The organism is Macellibacteroides sp., assembly GCF_050251695.1.
Taxonomy (GTDB): Bacteria; Bacteroidota; Bacteroidia; order Bacteroidales; family Tannerellaceae; genus Macellibacteroides; species Macellibacteroides fermentans.
Genome location: NZ_JBFWMI010000075.1, coordinates 1 through 16,023, shown reverse-complemented (window position 1 = coordinate 16,023; position 16,023 = coordinate 1). Strand labels below are relative to the sequence as shown.

11 protein-coding genes, 1 tRNA gene and 2 pseudogenes are annotated in these 16,023 nt (G+C 46.5%); 12 read left to right on the top strand and 2 right to left on the bottom strand.

From position 1 onward, the window contains the following. The 10 genes and pseudogenes from AB7E53_RS11140 to AB7E53_RS11095 all read left to right on the top strand — a co-directional run. The coding region (locus AB7E53_RS11140; protein ID WP_446775690.1) for an L-serine ammonia-lyase at positions 1-1,187 on the top strand (1,187 nt) is incomplete at its 5' end. A 98-nt stretch (positions 1,188-1,285) separates the two neighbouring features. Continuing rightward, entirely contained in the window at positions 1,286-2,269 is a 984-nt protein-coding gene (locus AB7E53_RS11135) for a glycoside hydrolase family 43 protein (protein ID WP_350456281.1), read from the top strand. A 270-nt stretch (positions 2,270-2,539) separates the two neighbouring features. After that, a complete protein-coding gene (locus tag AB7E53_RS11130) occupies positions 2,540-3,445 on the top strand; it encodes a helix-turn-helix domain-containing protein (protein WP_350456272.1) in 906 nt (301 codons plus the stop codon). 70 nt (positions 3,446-3,515) lie between these two features. Continuing rightward, positions 3,516-4,145, top strand: coding sequence for a TetR/AcrR family transcriptional regulator (locus AB7E53_RS11125; RefSeq protein WP_079684594.1), 630 nt, complete (start codon positions 3,516-3,518; stop codon positions 4,143-4,145). Positions 4,146-4,166: 21 nt separating this feature from the next. Further along, positions 4,167-5,429 carry a TolC family protein gene (locus AB7E53_RS11120; RefSeq protein WP_446775688.1) on the top strand — a complete coding sequence of 421 codons (1,263 nt, stop codon included), beginning with the start codon at positions 4,167-4,169 and terminating at the stop codon, positions 5,427-5,429. A gap of 14 nt (positions 5,430-5,443) precedes the next feature. Continuing rightward, positions 5,444-6,355, top strand: a complete 912-nt coding sequence (locus tag AB7E53_RS11115; RefSeq protein WP_446775686.1) for an HlyD family secretion protein — start codon at positions 5,444-5,446, stop codon at positions 6,353-6,355. Continuing rightward, positions 6,355-7,032, top strand: a pseudogene (locus AB7E53_RS11110) (ABC transporter ATP-binding protein); the annotation flags it as partial. The gene AB7E53_RS11115 and the pseudogene AB7E53_RS11110, both read left to right, overlap by 1 nt. A 242-nt stretch (positions 7,033-7,274) precedes the next feature. Beyond that, positions 7,275-8,009 (top strand): annotated as a pseudogene (locus AB7E53_RS11105) (ABC transporter ATP-binding protein); the annotation flags it as partial. A 1-nt stretch (position 8,010) separates the two neighbouring features. Continuing rightward, positions 8,011-9,117 (top strand): ABC transporter permease, encoded by a 1,107-nt coding sequence (locus tag AB7E53_RS11100; RefSeq protein ID WP_446775684.1) that lies wholly within the window; start codon positions 8,011-8,013, stop codon positions 9,115-9,117. 1 nt (position 9,118) lies between these two features. Continuing rightward, complete coding sequence (locus AB7E53_RS11095; RefSeq protein ID WP_446775682.1) at positions 9,119-10,228, top strand: ABC transporter permease; 1,110 nt, start codon at positions 9,119-9,121, stop codon at positions 10,226-10,228. Between the two features lie 3 nt (positions 10,229-10,231). Here the strand turns inward: AB7E53_RS11095 and AB7E53_RS11090 are convergent, their stop codons facing one another. Then, a complete protein-coding gene (locus AB7E53_RS11090) occupies positions 10,232-13,546 on the bottom strand; it encodes an AsmA-like C-terminal region-containing protein (RefSeq protein WP_446775680.1) in 3,315 nt (1,104 codons plus the stop codon). Positions 13,547-13,705: 159 nt separating this feature from the next. On the opposite strand from AB7E53_RS11090, the gene AB7E53_RS11085 reads away from it, so the two are divergent. Continuing rightward, positions 13,706-13,780, top strand: a tRNA-Pro gene (locus AB7E53_RS11085). Positions 13,781-13,921: 141 nt separating this feature from the next. On the opposite strand, the gene AB7E53_RS11080 is transcribed toward AB7E53_RS11085, so the two are convergent. Continuing rightward, positions 13,922-14,056, bottom strand: a complete 135-nt coding sequence (locus AB7E53_RS11080; RefSeq protein WP_446775678.1) for a hypothetical protein — start codon at positions 14,054-14,056, stop codon at positions 13,922-13,924. A gap of 584 nt (positions 14,057-14,640) precedes the next feature. Here AB7E53_RS11080 and AB7E53_RS11075 point away from each other — a divergent pair. Continuing rightward, a complete protein-coding gene (locus tag AB7E53_RS11075; RefSeq protein WP_446775677.1) occupies positions 14,641-15,990 on the top strand; it encodes an AIPR family protein in 1,350 nt (449 codons plus the stop codon). The last annotated feature ends 33 nt before the right edge of the window (positions 15,991-16,023 follow it).

Below are 16,023 nucleotides of genomic sequence, written 5' to 3'. Positions count from 1 at the left end.
TATTCAGAATAGGTCACGGACCATCAAGCAGTCACACGATGGGTCCTATACGAGCTTCACAGATGTTCCTTGAAAGAGAGCACGATGCAGCCCGGTTTCAGGTAACCCTGTACGGCAGTCTGGCTGCTACAGGAAAGGGACACATGACGGATAAAGCTATCCTGGAAGAGCTGACCCCCCATCGTCCTACAACGATTGTATGGGAGCCTAAGATATTTCTGCCTTTTCATCCCAACGGAATGAAGTTCGAAGCATTCAATGCAAACGACGAGTGTATTGATACCTGGACGGTCTACAGCATTGGCGGAGGAACGCTGGCCAACGAAGATTTTAATGAACTTAAAACCTCAGAGGTTTACGACCTGCACCATATCAAAGACATACAAGCCCTTTGTGAAAGGGATGGATTGGCCTATTGGGAGTATGTGGCACAACACGAAAACTCCGAAATATGGGATTACCTGAACGAGGTATGGAAGGTGATGCAGGATGCGATCTTGCGCGGACTGGAGGCCGAAGGTGTTTTACCCGGAGGGTTGGGTCTGCAGCGTAAAGCATCCAATTACCTGATACGCGCCAAAGGATATGGAAGCAATATAAAAAGCCGGGGAATGGTTTATGCCTACGCCCTTGCCGTATCCGAAGAGAATGCAGCGGGTGGACGAATTGTTACGGCTCCTACCTGCGGTTCGTGTGGTGTATTGCCGGCCGTATTGTATCATTTACGTGAAACACGCGACTTCCGCGATTCCAGAATATTAAGAGCCCTGGCAACAGCCGGACTCTTTGGAAATGTGGTTCGTACCAATGCCTCCGTATCCGGAGCCGAAGTAGGCTGTCAGGGTGAGGTAGGGGTGGCTTGCGCCATGGCAGGTGCGGCAGCCAATCAGCTGTTTGGCGGTTCTCCTGCGCAGATCGAATACGCTGCCGAGATGGGATTGGAACATCACCTGGGCTTAACCTGCGACCCGGTTTGCGGATTGGTGCAGATCCCTTGTATCGAACGTAATGCCTTTGCAGCAGCCCGTGCCCTCGATGCCAATACCTATGCCACCTTCTCCGACGGGAAGCACCGTGTTTGCTTCGATCAGGTAGTGGAAGTAATGAGACAGACCGGAAACGATTTGCCCAGTCTGTATAAAGAAACCTCCGAGGGCGGTTTGGCTAAGCCCTACAAACGATTGTAATTTATTAAATTCACTGGCCTGTTACCGGGTCTTTTACCGGATCAGCAACAGGTCTTTTTTATAACCTTTAGTCCCTTGTAAAATTATTATTTATGAAGATGAAGAATCTTGTGTTAAGTATTTGTGTTGCCGGTGCGTTGTTTGCCTGTAAACTGCCGGCCTTTTCTCAAACGAGTGGTAATCCGGTCTTCAAAGGCTGGTATGCCGACCCCGAAGGTATTATTTACGATGATACCTATTGGATATTTCCAACCTGGAGCGATCTATACGAAAAGCAGACGTTTTTCGACTGTTTCTCATCCAAAGATCTGGTAAACTGGACTAAACATCCTTCGGTGCTTGATACGGCCGCGGTGAAATGGGCCAATCGTGCCATGTGGGCTCCTTCTGTTATCCGTAAGGATGGAAAATATTACCTGTTTTTCGGTGCCAATGATGTACACGAAGGCGAAGTAGGAGGTATCGGAGTGTCGGTGGCCGACCGTCCCGAAGGTCCTTACCGCGATTTGCTGGGTAAGCCGCTTATCAATCAGATTGTGAATGGGGCTCAGCCTATCGACCAATTTGTGTTTCACGACGATACCGATGATACCTATTATATGTATTACGGAGGATGGGGACACTGTAACATCGTAAAACTGAACGACGACTTCACCGGTCTGGTACCCTTCGAAGATGGTCAGATTTACAAAGAGGTTACCCCTCAAGGGTATGTAGAGGGACCATTCATGTTTAAGAAGAATGGAAAATATTACTTTATGTGGAGCGAAGGAGGATGGGGTGGTCCCGATTATTCGGTGGCTTATGCGATAGCCGACTCACCCTTTGGTCCCTTCAAGCGCATTGCAAAGATACTGCAGCAAGATCCGGAAGTAGCCACAGGTGCTGGTCACCATTCCATCATGCACGTACCGGGATCGGAAGATTACTACATCGTTTACCATCGCCGTCCGTTGGGAGATAAAGGCCGCGATCATCGTGCTACCTGTATCGATAAAATGACGTTCGATGCCAACGGATATATCAATCCGGTTAAGATGACATTCGAAGGCGTAAAGAGCCGTCCTATTAAAAAAAGATAGATTTATTGTAATTGTTTTTTTTAAGAGGTTTTCATTCCCTATCTTTTAAGGAATGAAAACCTCATTTTTTTTATTTATTATGTGGCTGATATATAGCGCTTTGTTTAATATTTGCAATTATCGTATGGATACTGTTGCCGAATTTATTTAAAAAAACAAACAAATTTATGCTTTCAAATTTGGAATTGTTGATAATTAAACCATATCTTTGACACCGGTGTCAGACATTAAAGTCTAAACAATATGTAACATAATCTAATTGTAGAAATAATGAATGCAAAATATATTTTAGATAATGAATTCACAAGTATAAATAAAGACTTCTGTTTATATCCGTTGGTAAAGACAGCTTCAACAAAAACAATACACAAACCTTTAGATATGTTTGGACTTGTATTTGTTTCAGAGGGACTGCTTACAATAGAAAGTAATGGATATACAAATGAACTCAAAAAAGGTACAATGTATTACTCTACACCAGGCAGCGAATTGAGATTATCTTCTTCAAACAACACATTGGAGGGGTATTTTCTCTCATTATCTCCAATATTCATCGAATCTTTACAACAGTACGGAATAAATGCGGATAAAGAACTGTACCAGGGTTGCGAGAAGTACGATTTAAATAACGACCTGAATCTTCGGATAAAACATCTGTTTACAATTATGCAAGACGAGGTAATGAATAATAAAGGATTATTTCGAAAGGAAATAATTACGAATCTCGTTTCGGCATTGTGCCTTTATATTATGAGTGAATATTTAGAAAGTAATAATTCAGCACTTAAATCAGATAGCATTCATGCATCTGCTCGTGTAAAAAACCTGAGTAATAATTTTGTAAAACTTGTCAAGCAATATTCTTCCGAGTACAGGCAAGTAAGTTTCTATGCAGATAAACTATGTATTTCTCCAAAATACCTATACTTTTCAGTAAAGAGCACAACAGGGATAACACCGAATGAATGGATAAATAGAATAGTAATACACAATGCTAAAAAACTTCTTCAAAAGTCAGATAATACAATTAAAGAAGTATCCTACACTCTTAATTTTTCAAATCCAAGTTTTTTTGGAAAGTATTTTAAAAGGCTTGTAGGAGTTTCGCCAGCTGATTATCAAAGAAAAATATTTTTTATTGATAATCAAATACAGGAAAAAATTGAATTGAGATGATATTTTGCTTCAAAATGCAAATTTCAAATGATTGAATCCGATAATAAAATATAATAAAAACATTCATACAATGAATACAGAACAAAACCAGGACATGGAAGTCAAGATCCTCGAAGCAGCCAAGGTTGTCTTTGTCCGCAAAGGATACGAATCAACCAAGATGTCGGATATTGCCGCTGAGGTTGGTATCGGACGTACGGCCCTTCATTACTATTTCAGAACCAAAGAAATGCTGTTCGATGCGATATTCGGACAAATAATTGCTGAGATTGTTCCCAACATCGAACCCATTGCCAATATGGACTGCCCCTTTCTGGATAAAATGGAGAAGATTATCCCTGTTTATGCCGATATCCTTTCCCGTAACCCCCTGTTGCCCATATTCGTAGCCAAGGAGATGAACCGTGATGTGTTGCACCTGCTGCAAACTATAGGCAAAAATACAGCCAGACTGTCACCCTTGCTCCGGATAAAGGATCAGCTGCTGGACGAGATGGATAAGGGTATCCTGCAAAAGATGCCGCTTGTAGATGTGGTGTCTACTTTGGTTAGTTTACTGGTATTCCCCATGCTTACAAAGAATATGCTTACTATCCTGTTTCTGGAGGGAAACAGCCAGGCTTTCGCCGAATTCTACGAACGCCGACGTGTACTGGTAGTAAAGGTAATGCGTAATCTGTTGACCCCTGCAGTTGAATAGAAATTAAATAATATATAATTTATGAAGAGAATAATCATTGTACTAACACTGCTTTTGGGCTATCTTTCGCCCTCCGTTTACGGACAGCTCACACTGGATAGCTGTCAGCAACGGGCACGGTCCAACTACCCGTTAGTGAAGCGATACAACCTGATTGAAAAGAGCAACGAATACAGTCTGGCCAACGCCGGTAAAAACTACCTGCCCCAATTTGCTGTGTCGGCCAAAGCCACCTATCAGTCGGATGTCACCAAAATGCCAGTAAGCATTCCGGGCATTGCCATCGAAGGGGTATCTAAAGACCAATATGGAGTTACCCTGGATGTAACCCAGTCCATCTGGGATGGAGGTGCCACCCAGGCGCAGAAGCGTATCATAAAGGCAGGCAGCGACGTAGAGAAACGACAGCTCGATGTAGAGGTTTACAAGCTGACCGACCGGGTAAACCAGCTCTACTTCGGGATACTGCTGGTAGACGAGCAGCTGGAGCAGAACCGTCTGCTGCAGGAAGACCTGGAGCGTAATTACCAGCGCATATCGGGATATGCCGCTAACGGGATGGCCAACCAGGCCGATCTGGACGCCGTGCGTGTGGAACAGCTCAAGGCCATCCAGCAACGTACCCATGCCGAGGCCACCCGCAAAGCCTATATGGAGATGCTGGGAGTTATGACCGACCTGCCGCTCAACCAGTCCACCCAACTTGTTAAACCGGACGTAGAGGAACTTTCGCTGACAGCCAAAGTGAAACGGCCCGAGCTTCAACTGTTCGAAGCCCAGGAAAACCTCTTCGATGTACAGCGGCTTAAAATCAAGTCGGCCTACATGCCCAAGCTCAATCTGTTTGTTCAGGGAGGATATGGCAATCCGGGACTCAATATGCTGGAAAACAAATTCTCAACCTACTACCTGGGCGGGGTACGTCTGTCGTGGAACTTCGGTGCACTTTACACCCAGAAGAACGATGTACGTAAACTGGGCCTTAACAAGCAGGATGTGTCTGCCCAGCGCGAAACCTTCCTGTATAACCTGGCGATGGAGACACGGCAGGAGAACACCGCCATCGGGAAACTGAAGCAACTTATGACCTACGATAACGAGATCATCACCCTCAGGGAAAATGTACGGAAGTCGGCCGAAGCCAAGGTGGCCAACGGCACACTTACCGTAATCGAGCTTATGCGCGAGATAAATGCCGAGAATCTGGCCAGGCAGGAAAAGGCCGCCCACGAGATCGAGCTGCTGCTTTCCCTATCCAATTTAAAAACTACCATGAACAATTAAATACAACGAAACATATGAAGACACTTAAAAATACAATGCTTTTCCTGGCGGCCATGCTACCCGTAGCCTGCAGCAACAATAAAACGGATTACGACGCCTCCGGCATATTCGAATCCACCGAAGTGATCGTCTCCTCCCAGGTAAGCGGTCAGCTTATGGAATTTACGGTAACCGAAGGTCAGCAGTTACAGGCCCACAGCTACCTGGGCTATGTAGACACCACCCAGCTGTACCTTAAAAAGCAGCAACTCATGGCAAGCCGTACGGCGGTAAGCAGCCGTTCCACCTCGGTACCCCGTCAGATTGCCTCGTTAAAGGAGCAGATCGCCACACAGAAAAGAGAGCTTGCCCGCTTCGGTAACCTGGTCAAGCTCAACGCAGCCAACCAAAAACAGGTAGACGATATCCAGTCGCAGCTGTCCGTGCTCGAAAAACAACTGGCGGCGCAGACCGAACTACTGGTAAACAACAACCAGGGAATCTCGGGCGAAAGCACCGCGCTGGAAAGTCAGATTGCCCAGATCGAAGACCAGCTACTCAAAAGCCGGATAACCAGTCCCATCCAGGGAACGGTACTCACCAAGTATGCCGAGCAGGGCGAGTTCACCGCACCGGGCAAAGCCCTCTTCAAGGTGTCGGACATGCAGCAGATGTACCTTCGTGCCTATATCACCTCCGATCAGCTTACGCAGTTAAAACAAGGACAGTCGGTTACAGTCTACGCCGATTTTGGCGAAGAACAGATGCGTACCTATCCCGGCACCATCAGCTGGATAGCCGACAAAGCCGAGTTCACCCCTAAAACCATTCAGACACGCAACGAGCGCGCCAACCTGGTATACGCCGTAAAGATAGCCGTAACCAACAACGGTTACCTTAAGAACGGAATGTACGGAGAAGTGAAATTTAATGCCACCAAGCCATAATGAAAGCGGTAAAGGTAGAAAACCTGTATAAATCCTACGGAGCGGTGCAAGCCCTGAACGACCTCTCGTTCCAGGTGGAAGCCGGACAGATCTACGGGATTATCGGTCCGGACGGGGCCGGTAAAACCTCCCTGTTCCGTATCCTCACCACCCTGCTGCTGGCAGACAAGGGCACAGCCTCGGTAGATGGGTTCGATGTGGTGAAAGACTACAAGGAGATACGCCGGCGTATCGGCTACATGCCCGGCCGGTTCTCGTTGTACCAGGACCTTTCGGTGGAGGAAAACCTGCAGTTCTTCGCTTCGGTCTTCAATACCACCATCCGCGAGAACTACCACCTTATCAAAGACATCTACGTGCAGATCGAACCCTTCAAGGACCGGAAAGCCGGCAAGCTGTCCGGAGGGATGAAACAGAAGCTGGCACTATGCTGCGCCCTCATACACAAACCCTCCGTGTTGTTCCTGGACGAACCCACCACCGGCGTAGACCCGGTTTCACGTAAGGAGTTCTGGGAGATGCTGCGCAAGCTTAAAGAACAGGAAATCACTATGCTGGTCTCCACCCCCTATATGGACGAAGCCTCCCTTTGCGATAAGATCGCCCTGATACAACAAGGGCGTTTCCTGCAGGAGGCCACCCCCCGGCAGATCATCGATCAATTCGAAGAAACCCTGTGGGCGGTGCAGAGCAACAACATGCACGGGCTGATAGCCCACCTGCGCAGCCACCCTCAGGTAACCAGCTGCTTTGCCTTTGGCGAGGTACACCATGTCACCGTACAAGATACGTTGCCGATGGACGAGATGAAACAATACCTACATAACTTAGGTCACACCCAGATCCGGATCGAAAGCATCCGGCCGGTAATCGAAGATTGCTACATGGTGCTGGCCCAAAAACAAACCTCATGAGTCAGCCCGTAATACAAACAGAACAACTCACCAAGCGATTCGGCGCCTTCACGGCGGTAGACCGTATCAGCTTTCAGGTGGATAAAGGCGAGATATTCGGCTTCCTTGGTGCCAACGGAGCCGGTAAGACAACGGCCATGCGTATGCTGTGCGGACTAAGCAAGCCCACCTCCGGCAAGGGAACCGTGGCAGGGTACAACATCGCCTCGCAGTCGGAGTCCGTAAAAAGAAGCATCGGTTATATGAGTCAGAAGTTCTCCCTCTACGAAGACCTCAAGGTGTGGGAGAACATCCGCCTCTTTGCCGGCATCTATGGGATGGAGGAGAGGCTTATCGCTCCGAAGACCGACGAGCTGCTTACCCGTCTGGGCTTTGCCGACGAGCGCAATACACTTGTAAAAGCACTCCCTTTGGGATGGAAACAGAAGCTCTCCTTCTCGGTATCCATCTTCCACGAACCGCGAATCGTCTTCCTGGACGAACCCACCGGCGGGGTAGACCCCGTAACGAGGCGTCAGTTCTGGGAACTTATCTACGATGCGGCCGACCGCGGCATTACTGTCTTTGTAACCACTCACTACATGGACGAGGCCGAATACTGCAACCGGGTATCCATCATGGTAGACGGGCGCATCGAAGCCCTGGATACCCCGGGTAACCTCAAACAACAATTCGGAGCCCATTCCATGGACGAAGTATTTCTTCAATTAGCACGTAAAGCAACCCGTAAAGCCGACTAACATGAAACAGTTTCTCGTATTTGTAAGAAAAGAATTCTATCATATCCTGCGCGACAAACGCTCTATGATGGTGCTTCTGGGTATACCCATCGTGCAGATCGTACTATTCGGTTTTGCCATCACCACCGAGGTGAAGAACTCCCGCGTGGCCATCTTCGACCCGTCCAAGGATGTCTATACCCGTCAGATTACCGAACGTATCCGGGCAAATGCCTATTTCGACGTGCGTTATATACTGGACAGTCCCGATCAGATAGATCAGCTGTTCAAAAAGGGGCAGACCGATATGGTGGTGGTGTTTGGCGATAACTTTGCCGGACAGATCAACCATACCGGCGAAGCAGCCATCCAGCTCATCACCGATGCCACGGACCCCAACCAGGCAACCACCATGAACGGCTATGTAACCAACATCATACACCACTGGCAACAGGAGCGGATGCAAACCCTGCAGGTGCCCATACAGATCAAACCGGAGATTAAGATGCTTTATAATCCGGAAATGAAGGCTTCTTATAACTTTGTGCCCGGTGTGATGGGGATGATCTTCATGCTTATCTGTGCCATGATGACCGCCATAGCCATTGTGCGCGAAAAGGAGAACGGCACCATGGAGGTGCTGCTGGCATCCCCCATGCGACCCATCTTCATCATCCTGGCCAAAGCGGTACCCTACCTTGCCCTGTCGCTGGTAAATTTTGTAAGTATTCTGCTTATTTCCGTATACCTGCTGGATGTGCCGGTGGCCGGAAGCCTGGGCTGGCTGTTCGTGCTGTCGCTCCTGTTTATCACGGTGGCACTGTCGCTGGGGCTCCTTATCTCCACCATCGTAGACACCCAGGTGGCGGCTATGCTGGCTTCAGGTATGGCTCTCATTATGCCGGTCGTACTTTTGTCTGGCATGATTTATCCGGTGGAAAATATGGCTTTACCATTGCAATGGTTTTCCAATATCATTCCGGCAAAGTGGTATATTGTTGGCGTTAAAAAGCTGATGATCGAAGGACTCACCGTGGGGTCGGTCGTAAAGGAGATGGCACTGCTATCCCTCATGGCCGCTGCGCTCATTACCATAAGTTTGAAGAAGTTTAAGAAAAGACTGGAATAAGATGATAAAATACCTGATAGAAAAAGAGTTTAAACAGATCCGGCGGAATGCTGTCATCCCCCGGATGGTGATGGGTATGACGATCATGATGATCGTTATCCTGCCCTGGGCGGCCGATTTCGAGATCAAGAATATCCACATCTCGGTGGTGGACAAGGACCATAGCACCGTGTCGTCCCGACTGATCCGCAAGATCGAGTCGTCGGGCTACTTCAAACTGGTGCAGGTAGCCAACAGCACGCAGGAAGCCATGCCGCTGGTGGAGGCCAACCAATCGGACCTCATACTGGAGATAGCACCCGATTTCGAGAAAACCCTCATACGCGAAGGAGTTGCCGATGTGATGATACAGGCTAATGCCGTAAACAATACCAAAGGCGGATTGGGCAGCTCGTACCTAACGCAGATCCTGGGCGACTTTGCCACGGAGATACGCAGCGAGTGGAGCCAGACCTCCGGAGTGGTTACCCCGTCGGTACAGGTAGTATCGCAGAACCGGTTCAACCCGCACCTCAATTACAAGGTGTTTATGGTACCCGGACTGATGGCCATGCTGCTCACCATGCTGGGGGGATTCTTACCGGCGCTCAATATTGTGGGCGAGAAAGAGAAGGGCACCATCGAGCAGATCAACGTAACGCCCGTGGGCAAATTCACCTTCATCCTGGCCAAACTGATACCCTATTGGGCGATGCTGTTTGTAGTACTCACCCTGGCCTTTGTACTGGCCTATCTTGTGTACGGACTGGTGCCGGTGGGGCATTACGGCACCGCCTACCTGATGGCAGGAGTCTATGTGTTTGCCATAACGGGACTCGGATTGCTGGTGTCCAACTTCTCGTCCACCATGCAGCAGGCTATGTTTGTGATGTACTTCTTTGTGGTGCTGTTGATGCTTATGAGCGGCCTGTTCACCCCCATAACCAGTATGCCCCAGTGGGCGCAGAATATCACCCTGTTCAACCCCATGCGCTACTTTATACAAGCCATACGCATGATATTTCTGAAAGGCAGCGGTCTGCACGAGCTCACCACCCAGCTGGGAGCCCTGTCGCTCTTTGCCCTCTTCTTCAACTCACTGGCAATTATCAGCTACCGGAAGAACAGTTAGAAGTCATTCCTCCGGCTTTTCGGCAACCTGCTCCAGGGCAAGGTTGCCCGAAGGCCGGATGCTTTCGGGTTCGGAGCTAAGCAAATTCATCTGCTTCCGTACCGAATCGTAAATCTGCTTGCGCACGTTAATCTTCACCGTATCCAGGCGGTTGGTCTTGGACGGACTAAACAGATCCTTGTACCGGCACTTGGTGATATCATAATTGAACTTCTCCGGCGTACCCTTTATATCGATACCCAGCTTAAAGGGCACGGGCGATTTCAGCACCGAGATGTGGTAGTTGAACGACATATCCATCTGTTGCGTACCCCCCACGGCCACCTTATAGCGGTCCATCTGGATGATAAAAGGAAACACCTCCATCTTATTATCCTTTACCACCATATCCACCGAAATACTGTCAATCATGTTCCGGTTCTTATTCTTGAACATCAGCTTTTTAGAAATCTCCGTAAAGGTCTCGCCATCCAGCAACACCATATTCTTGCCCTGCAGCGAGCACGAAGCCCGCAGGGTAGGCAGCTTCACCATCAGCGTAGAATCCAGCTCGCACGAAGCAGCCATCTGGCAATCCACCACCCCTTCAAACGAACGAAGCATGGGTAGGAGGGTGTCTATGGAAGGAAACAGCGAGATCAGCTTATCCACCAGAATCTGCTTCACATCCAGGTCGAAGCCCGTGCTGCCCCGGTGCTTGTCGGTCGCCGTATAGATCATGGACAACTTACCTTCACCCATGTTAGAATGCATGGTGAGGTCGGTCAGCTGTATCCGCTGGTCGCGCATCACAACCGTACCCGTAACCTCGTTCAGGTTCAGGTTGTTGAACACAATCTCTTTGGCCCGGGTATGCAGCGACAAGTCCAGGTACGAAGGAATCACCAGCAGCAGCCCCGCTGTATCGGTCTGCGTAGCCGTAAGCTCCTTGTGCATCAAAGCTTCATCAAACACCTCCGGATTATCATCCGCCTGAACTGAATGTCTGCTTTTCTCATTCTCCTCACTAAACAACACCCCGGCGTTTATAGCCTGAATCAACTCATTGCAATCGATGTAATCAGATTCGATGGCCAGCTTCCCTTTAAGCTTGCCCCCACGGAGCAAAGCCCTGCGGATACTGGTAATCTCGCCACTCAGCTTCAGGTCAGATTTACCCGCCTGCAACCTGGCCCCGTCCAGCTTCACCGTATTGGTAGTAAAAGACACATTGCTGTTATTCATCTCCACCGGCAATGGGAACAGACGGCTCAGCAGACGCATCTTCTGGAACACCACGTTGCCCCTCACTTCCCATTTACGCAGGATGCTATTATCATTGTTCGTCCGTTTTGCCGAATCCCCCGATGCCGTAAACCTTCGGGCAGAGGGGCTGTTCCGCAAGCTATCCCCACGGGCAGACAACCCCGCTGAGGCGCGCTGGTTGCGAACCGACTTATAAGGCAGCGCTTCCACCGTAAACGAGCTGTTATCCAGCATCACGGCGGTACGAATCTGGGGGATGAAGTACTGCAGACTATCAAGCGAAAAGGAGAGTCGGGCCACCGGCACCTTCTTATCATCCGCCGAAGCCCTCATGCCACCCTTCAGCACACTGTGCCGTGCAATCACCCATACCGAATCCGGCATCAACGTCTGCAACCGGTCAAACTCCAGCGTACCCCCCAGAGGGATAACCGCCGCTGTGTCCCGCTCAGGCGTGGTACGTGCCTGCAGCTTCAGCTTGCTGATGTTGGTATTGGCCAGATCCTTATATTTAAACTGCAAGCTATCCATTGAGAGTGTAGCCTGTAAGGCACCGATCCCTTTACTTCCTTTGGGCAGCACGGTAGCGGTATCCCGGTCCATGGCAAGCACGGCATCCGAGATAAACACATCCATCCCCAACGGCTCGCTATAAGCCTTGAAATTCTTTATCTTCAACCCACCGTCCGTCTTAATCCGTCCGAACTGCCCGGATAAAATATCCTGCTGTGTAAACGACAAGCGGATGTCCGAGCTTACAGCCCCTTCCAGCAGCAACGAATCCGTATTCAGAAACTCTTTAGCCAGACGGGTAAAATCCACCGAGCCCTTCATCCGGGCATCCACTTTGGGATTGCTAAGCAGATCCGTCACCTTACCGCTCAGCTCCAGCGAAGTGCTCAACCCCTTTATCAGGCTGTTCTCCACCGACAGGTACGACGAATCGGGATGCAACCCGTTCACCATCAAATCCACGTCCAGGTTCAGCGTGTCTATGCCCGACTCGCTGTCCTTCATCCGGTAGGCACCGTTCTCAATCTTGCAACACAAGGCAGCCGACGGATACTGTCTGTTATCCAGCGTACCCCGCACGCTACCCTCCAGTATCACCTTTCCGCGTGCACGAATCTGGTCTTTGTTCTTCAGGTATGCATCCGGGATATAGGGGATAACCTCGTTCAGATCCGTAACCGTGAAGCCCATCTCCATATCCATCTGCATACTTTCGCCGTCGGGCGAGCGCTCTACCCAGCCATCGGCATCGAAGGGCAGGTTGTTCACCATCAGCGAAGCCCCTTTCAGCGCAATGCGGTTGTAGTTGTTGCTAAAGGCCACCTGTCCCGCCAGCGCCAGACGCATGTGGTTGGTAAGCGTATACTGCGGACTCTCAAAGAGCAGCGATTCCGACTTCGACTTTATATCAAACTTCGTAGCCCCCTTTACCAGGGAGCCTTCCGAAGCAAAGAAAAACTTTTCAATCTTACAGAAAATATCCTTTCTCACATCACGGAACGTAAACTCCGCATCCGAAATCTCGATCCGTTTTATCTCGATGGGAGGGAGCTCGGTATCCTTTTGGGTGGCCGAGTCGGCTTCGGTCTGCACAATCTCCCAGTTCCCTTTACCCAGTTCATCAATAAAGGTACGAATCACGGGGCGCTGTATGGTAACTTCGCCCAGGGTGATCTTGCCCCCGAACAGGTAATCGAGGGGGCGGAGCGAAACGATACACTTCTGGAATGCGATAAGGGAATCCTGACCGGCAATCAGCGCCCCGCTTTCGGTGAGAACCGAATCCGGCGTAACGCCCGAAACCAGCACCCCGTCCGTAAGCGCCACCCCGATATGCGGGAAGGTTTCAAACAACGTAAGTTCGATACTTTTACAGCTCAGTTTACCATCTATGGCCTTGTTCACATTCGATATAACCAGGGGAGTGAGCTTCTCCGGACGTAGCACCGCCCATTTAAGAACCGCAAAACACAACAGGAAAGCAGCCATTAAAACACCCAGCACCCATAAGCCGGTCCGAATATATTTTCTGCTATTTCCTTTCAACCACTCAGTTTTCATTGTATAGGAAGTAATTAGTAATTCAACACAAGAATAAAGAATACGACAACAAAAGTAAGCAAAATTGTTAAAAAAACATCCCTTAAAGTTTTGCAGTTAAAAAATAAACCCTACCTTTGCACCGCAATCAGAAAACAAGACGCAAGTCAACTGGTTTTTCGGGGTGTAGCGCAGTCCGGTTAGCGCACCTGCTTTGGGAGCAGGGGGTCGTGGGTTCGAATCCCGCTACCCCGACAACAAAAAGGCAACTATCTAAGATGGTTGCCTTTTTTGTTTAAATACTTTTCCCCTCAACTTTTGTCGGTGATCCAATATAACGAAACCTTGTTTCTGGATAATGCACTTTTCAAAGAGAAAGAAACAATTGGCGGTCTTTTAATCAAACTCCCTGGCCATAAACTCCTTGTTGGGAATCATCACATTACGCTGCCCGCACGACGACAGCAACGTTGTCCCCAAAAAATAAGCAAACAAAACCTTTAGACGGTCACATACACAATGGTTTTTCATAATTTTCATAGTTTATAATTTTCTGTTTAATCCAGAACAACATCCTTACCAATGGAAATGTATATCCTACAAAATTTTAAAAAAACAAAAAAACTGACCAACCAATTCCCCTGCCTAATCTTTTAATTCAAAAAGAAAAATGTTTGGATTTCAATAGGGAAGAGAAAAAGGGATGAGTCTATTTTAGTTTTTGGAATAACTTAGTTGTTGGGTTGGGAGAGAGGATGGAGTATGTTGATTGAACTTGTAGAGTCTTCTATATTTATATTATTATTTTTTTAATTCTGTATTTTTGTTAGCAATTCAAAATTTTCTCAGGAAATACTAAACATTAACTATTTAGTCTCTATTCATTATGTTTAAGAAGTTTGTTTTATAATTTTTACCTCTTGAGTAATGTTGGTGATTCAAAATTTTCTTTGTTGATGATTGATTATCAGTATAATCAGAAATATTATAAAAAAAACTATTTTTTAAAATTACTAACTAAAAATCATTATTTTTGTCTTTTTTAGTTAATTAGTTGTTGCGTTTTTTATGATTGATTACCATATATACATATTAACTTATATAAATTTAATACAATGGACAGAATAACCAGCAGTTTAATAACTGAGCTTTTAACCAATCTAGAAATTCGATCAGATGGGGAAGCAAAAGATTTTGAAAAATTAGTCAACTATGTAGTTACTTCTAATGAATATAATAAAACATTTGATATAGACTCTTTGCTGGTAGGGGATGGAAATGATACTGGAATTGATGGAATCTCTATTATTGTGAATGGACAGCTTATTGAAAGTACAGATGAAGTTGATGACTTATTAGAGAAGAATAATTTTTTAGAGGTAGATTATATTTTTGTACAAGCAAAAACTTCTTCATATTTTGATGGAGGTGAAATTAATACCTTTATTTTTGGAGTTAATGACTTCTTTGCATTGGAACCTAGGTTGGTAAGGAATGATGAAATAATACATTTTGTCGAAATTTCGAATTATATAATTGATAAGGCTCCCAAATTTAGAAGGAATCCATCTTTAAAGTTATTTTATGTAACAACAGGAAATTGGACAAATGATGCTAATTTGATGGGAATAATCGAGGCTGGTAAGAAATCATTAGAGCAGTCTAATTTATTTAATAAGGTAATATTTAATATTTGGGGTGCAAGGGAGTTGTCAACAGCTTATAGAAAAACAAAAGACACTATAACTTCAACTATAAATTTTAGTAATAGAATAACTATACCACAAATAAATGGTGTTTCACAGGCATATATTGGTTTGTTACCCTATTCGGAATTTCTCAAAATAGTTGCAGATGAAGAAGGAAAATTATTAAATGTGTTTGAAGATAACGTAAGAGACTTTCAAGGTGAGAATAATGATGTTAATGGAGGAATTGCTAATACATTAAATAACTGTGATTCAGAAATATTTAGTGTTCTAAATAATGGAGTTACAATTGTTGCTAGTTCAATTTCACCAACGGGTGATCAATTTACATTGTGTGATTATCAAATAGTTAATGGGTGCCAAACAAGTAATGTATTATATAATAATCAAAAAGGTGAATATATTAAAAATGTATATGTCCCTATTAAATTAATCGCAACTATTGATGATGAAATAAAGACAAGAATTACCCTTGCAACAAATAATCAAACTCCAATTAAAAAAGAGCAACTTGCTGCATTAACAAAGTTTCAGAGAAACCTTGAACAATATTACAATTCATTTGAAGGAGATTCAAAACTTTATTATGAAAGACGTTCTAAACAATATAGCTCAGATAGTCATATCACTAGGTCAAAAATAATAACCGTTCAATATCAAATTGAATATATCACACCAAATGTGCCACTTGTATCACTCACAAATGTGCCGGATATATCACTCTTAAATGTGCCACTTTTCACAGGCTGTAATTAGATTGCTAAAGTAATTATTTATTTTATTTTTTAC

Coding starts and splice junctions, on each gene's coding strand:
- AB7E53_RS11100 (WP_446775684.1), top strand. CDS start 8,011: ATGAAACAGTTTCTCGTATTTGTAAGAAAAGAATTCTATCATATCCTG.
- AB7E53_RS11125 (WP_079684594.1), top strand. CDS start 3,516: ATGAATACAGAACAAAACCAGGACATGGAAGTCAAGATCCTCGAAGCA.
- AB7E53_RS11080 (WP_446775678.1), bottom strand. CDS start 14,056: ATGAAAAACCATTGTGTATGTGACCGTCTAAAGGTTTTGTTTGCTTAT.
- AB7E53_RS11095 (WP_446775682.1), top strand. CDS start 9,119: ATGATAAAATACCTGATAGAAAAAGAGTTTAAACAGATCCGGCGGAAT.
- AB7E53_RS11130 (WP_350456272.1), top strand. CDS start 2,540: ATGAATGCAAAATATATTTTAGATAATGAATTCACAAGTATAAATAAA.
- AB7E53_RS11120 (WP_446775688.1), top strand. CDS start 4,167: ATGAAGAGAATAATCATTGTACTAACACTGCTTTTGGGCTATCTTTCG.
- AB7E53_RS11075 (WP_446775677.1), top strand. CDS start 14,641: ATGGACAGAATAACCAGCAGTTTAATAACTGAGCTTTTAACCAATCTA.
- AB7E53_RS11090 (WP_446775680.1), bottom strand. CDS start 13,546: ATGAAAACTGAGTGGTTGAAAGGAAATAGCAGAAAATATATTCGGACC.
- AB7E53_RS11135 (WP_350456281.1), top strand. CDS start 1,286: ATGAAGAATCTTGTGTTAAGTATTTGTGTTGCCGGTGCGTTGTTTGCC.
- AB7E53_RS11115 (WP_446775686.1), top strand. CDS start 5,444: ATGAAGACACTTAAAAATACAATGCTTTTCCTGGCGGCCATGCTACCC.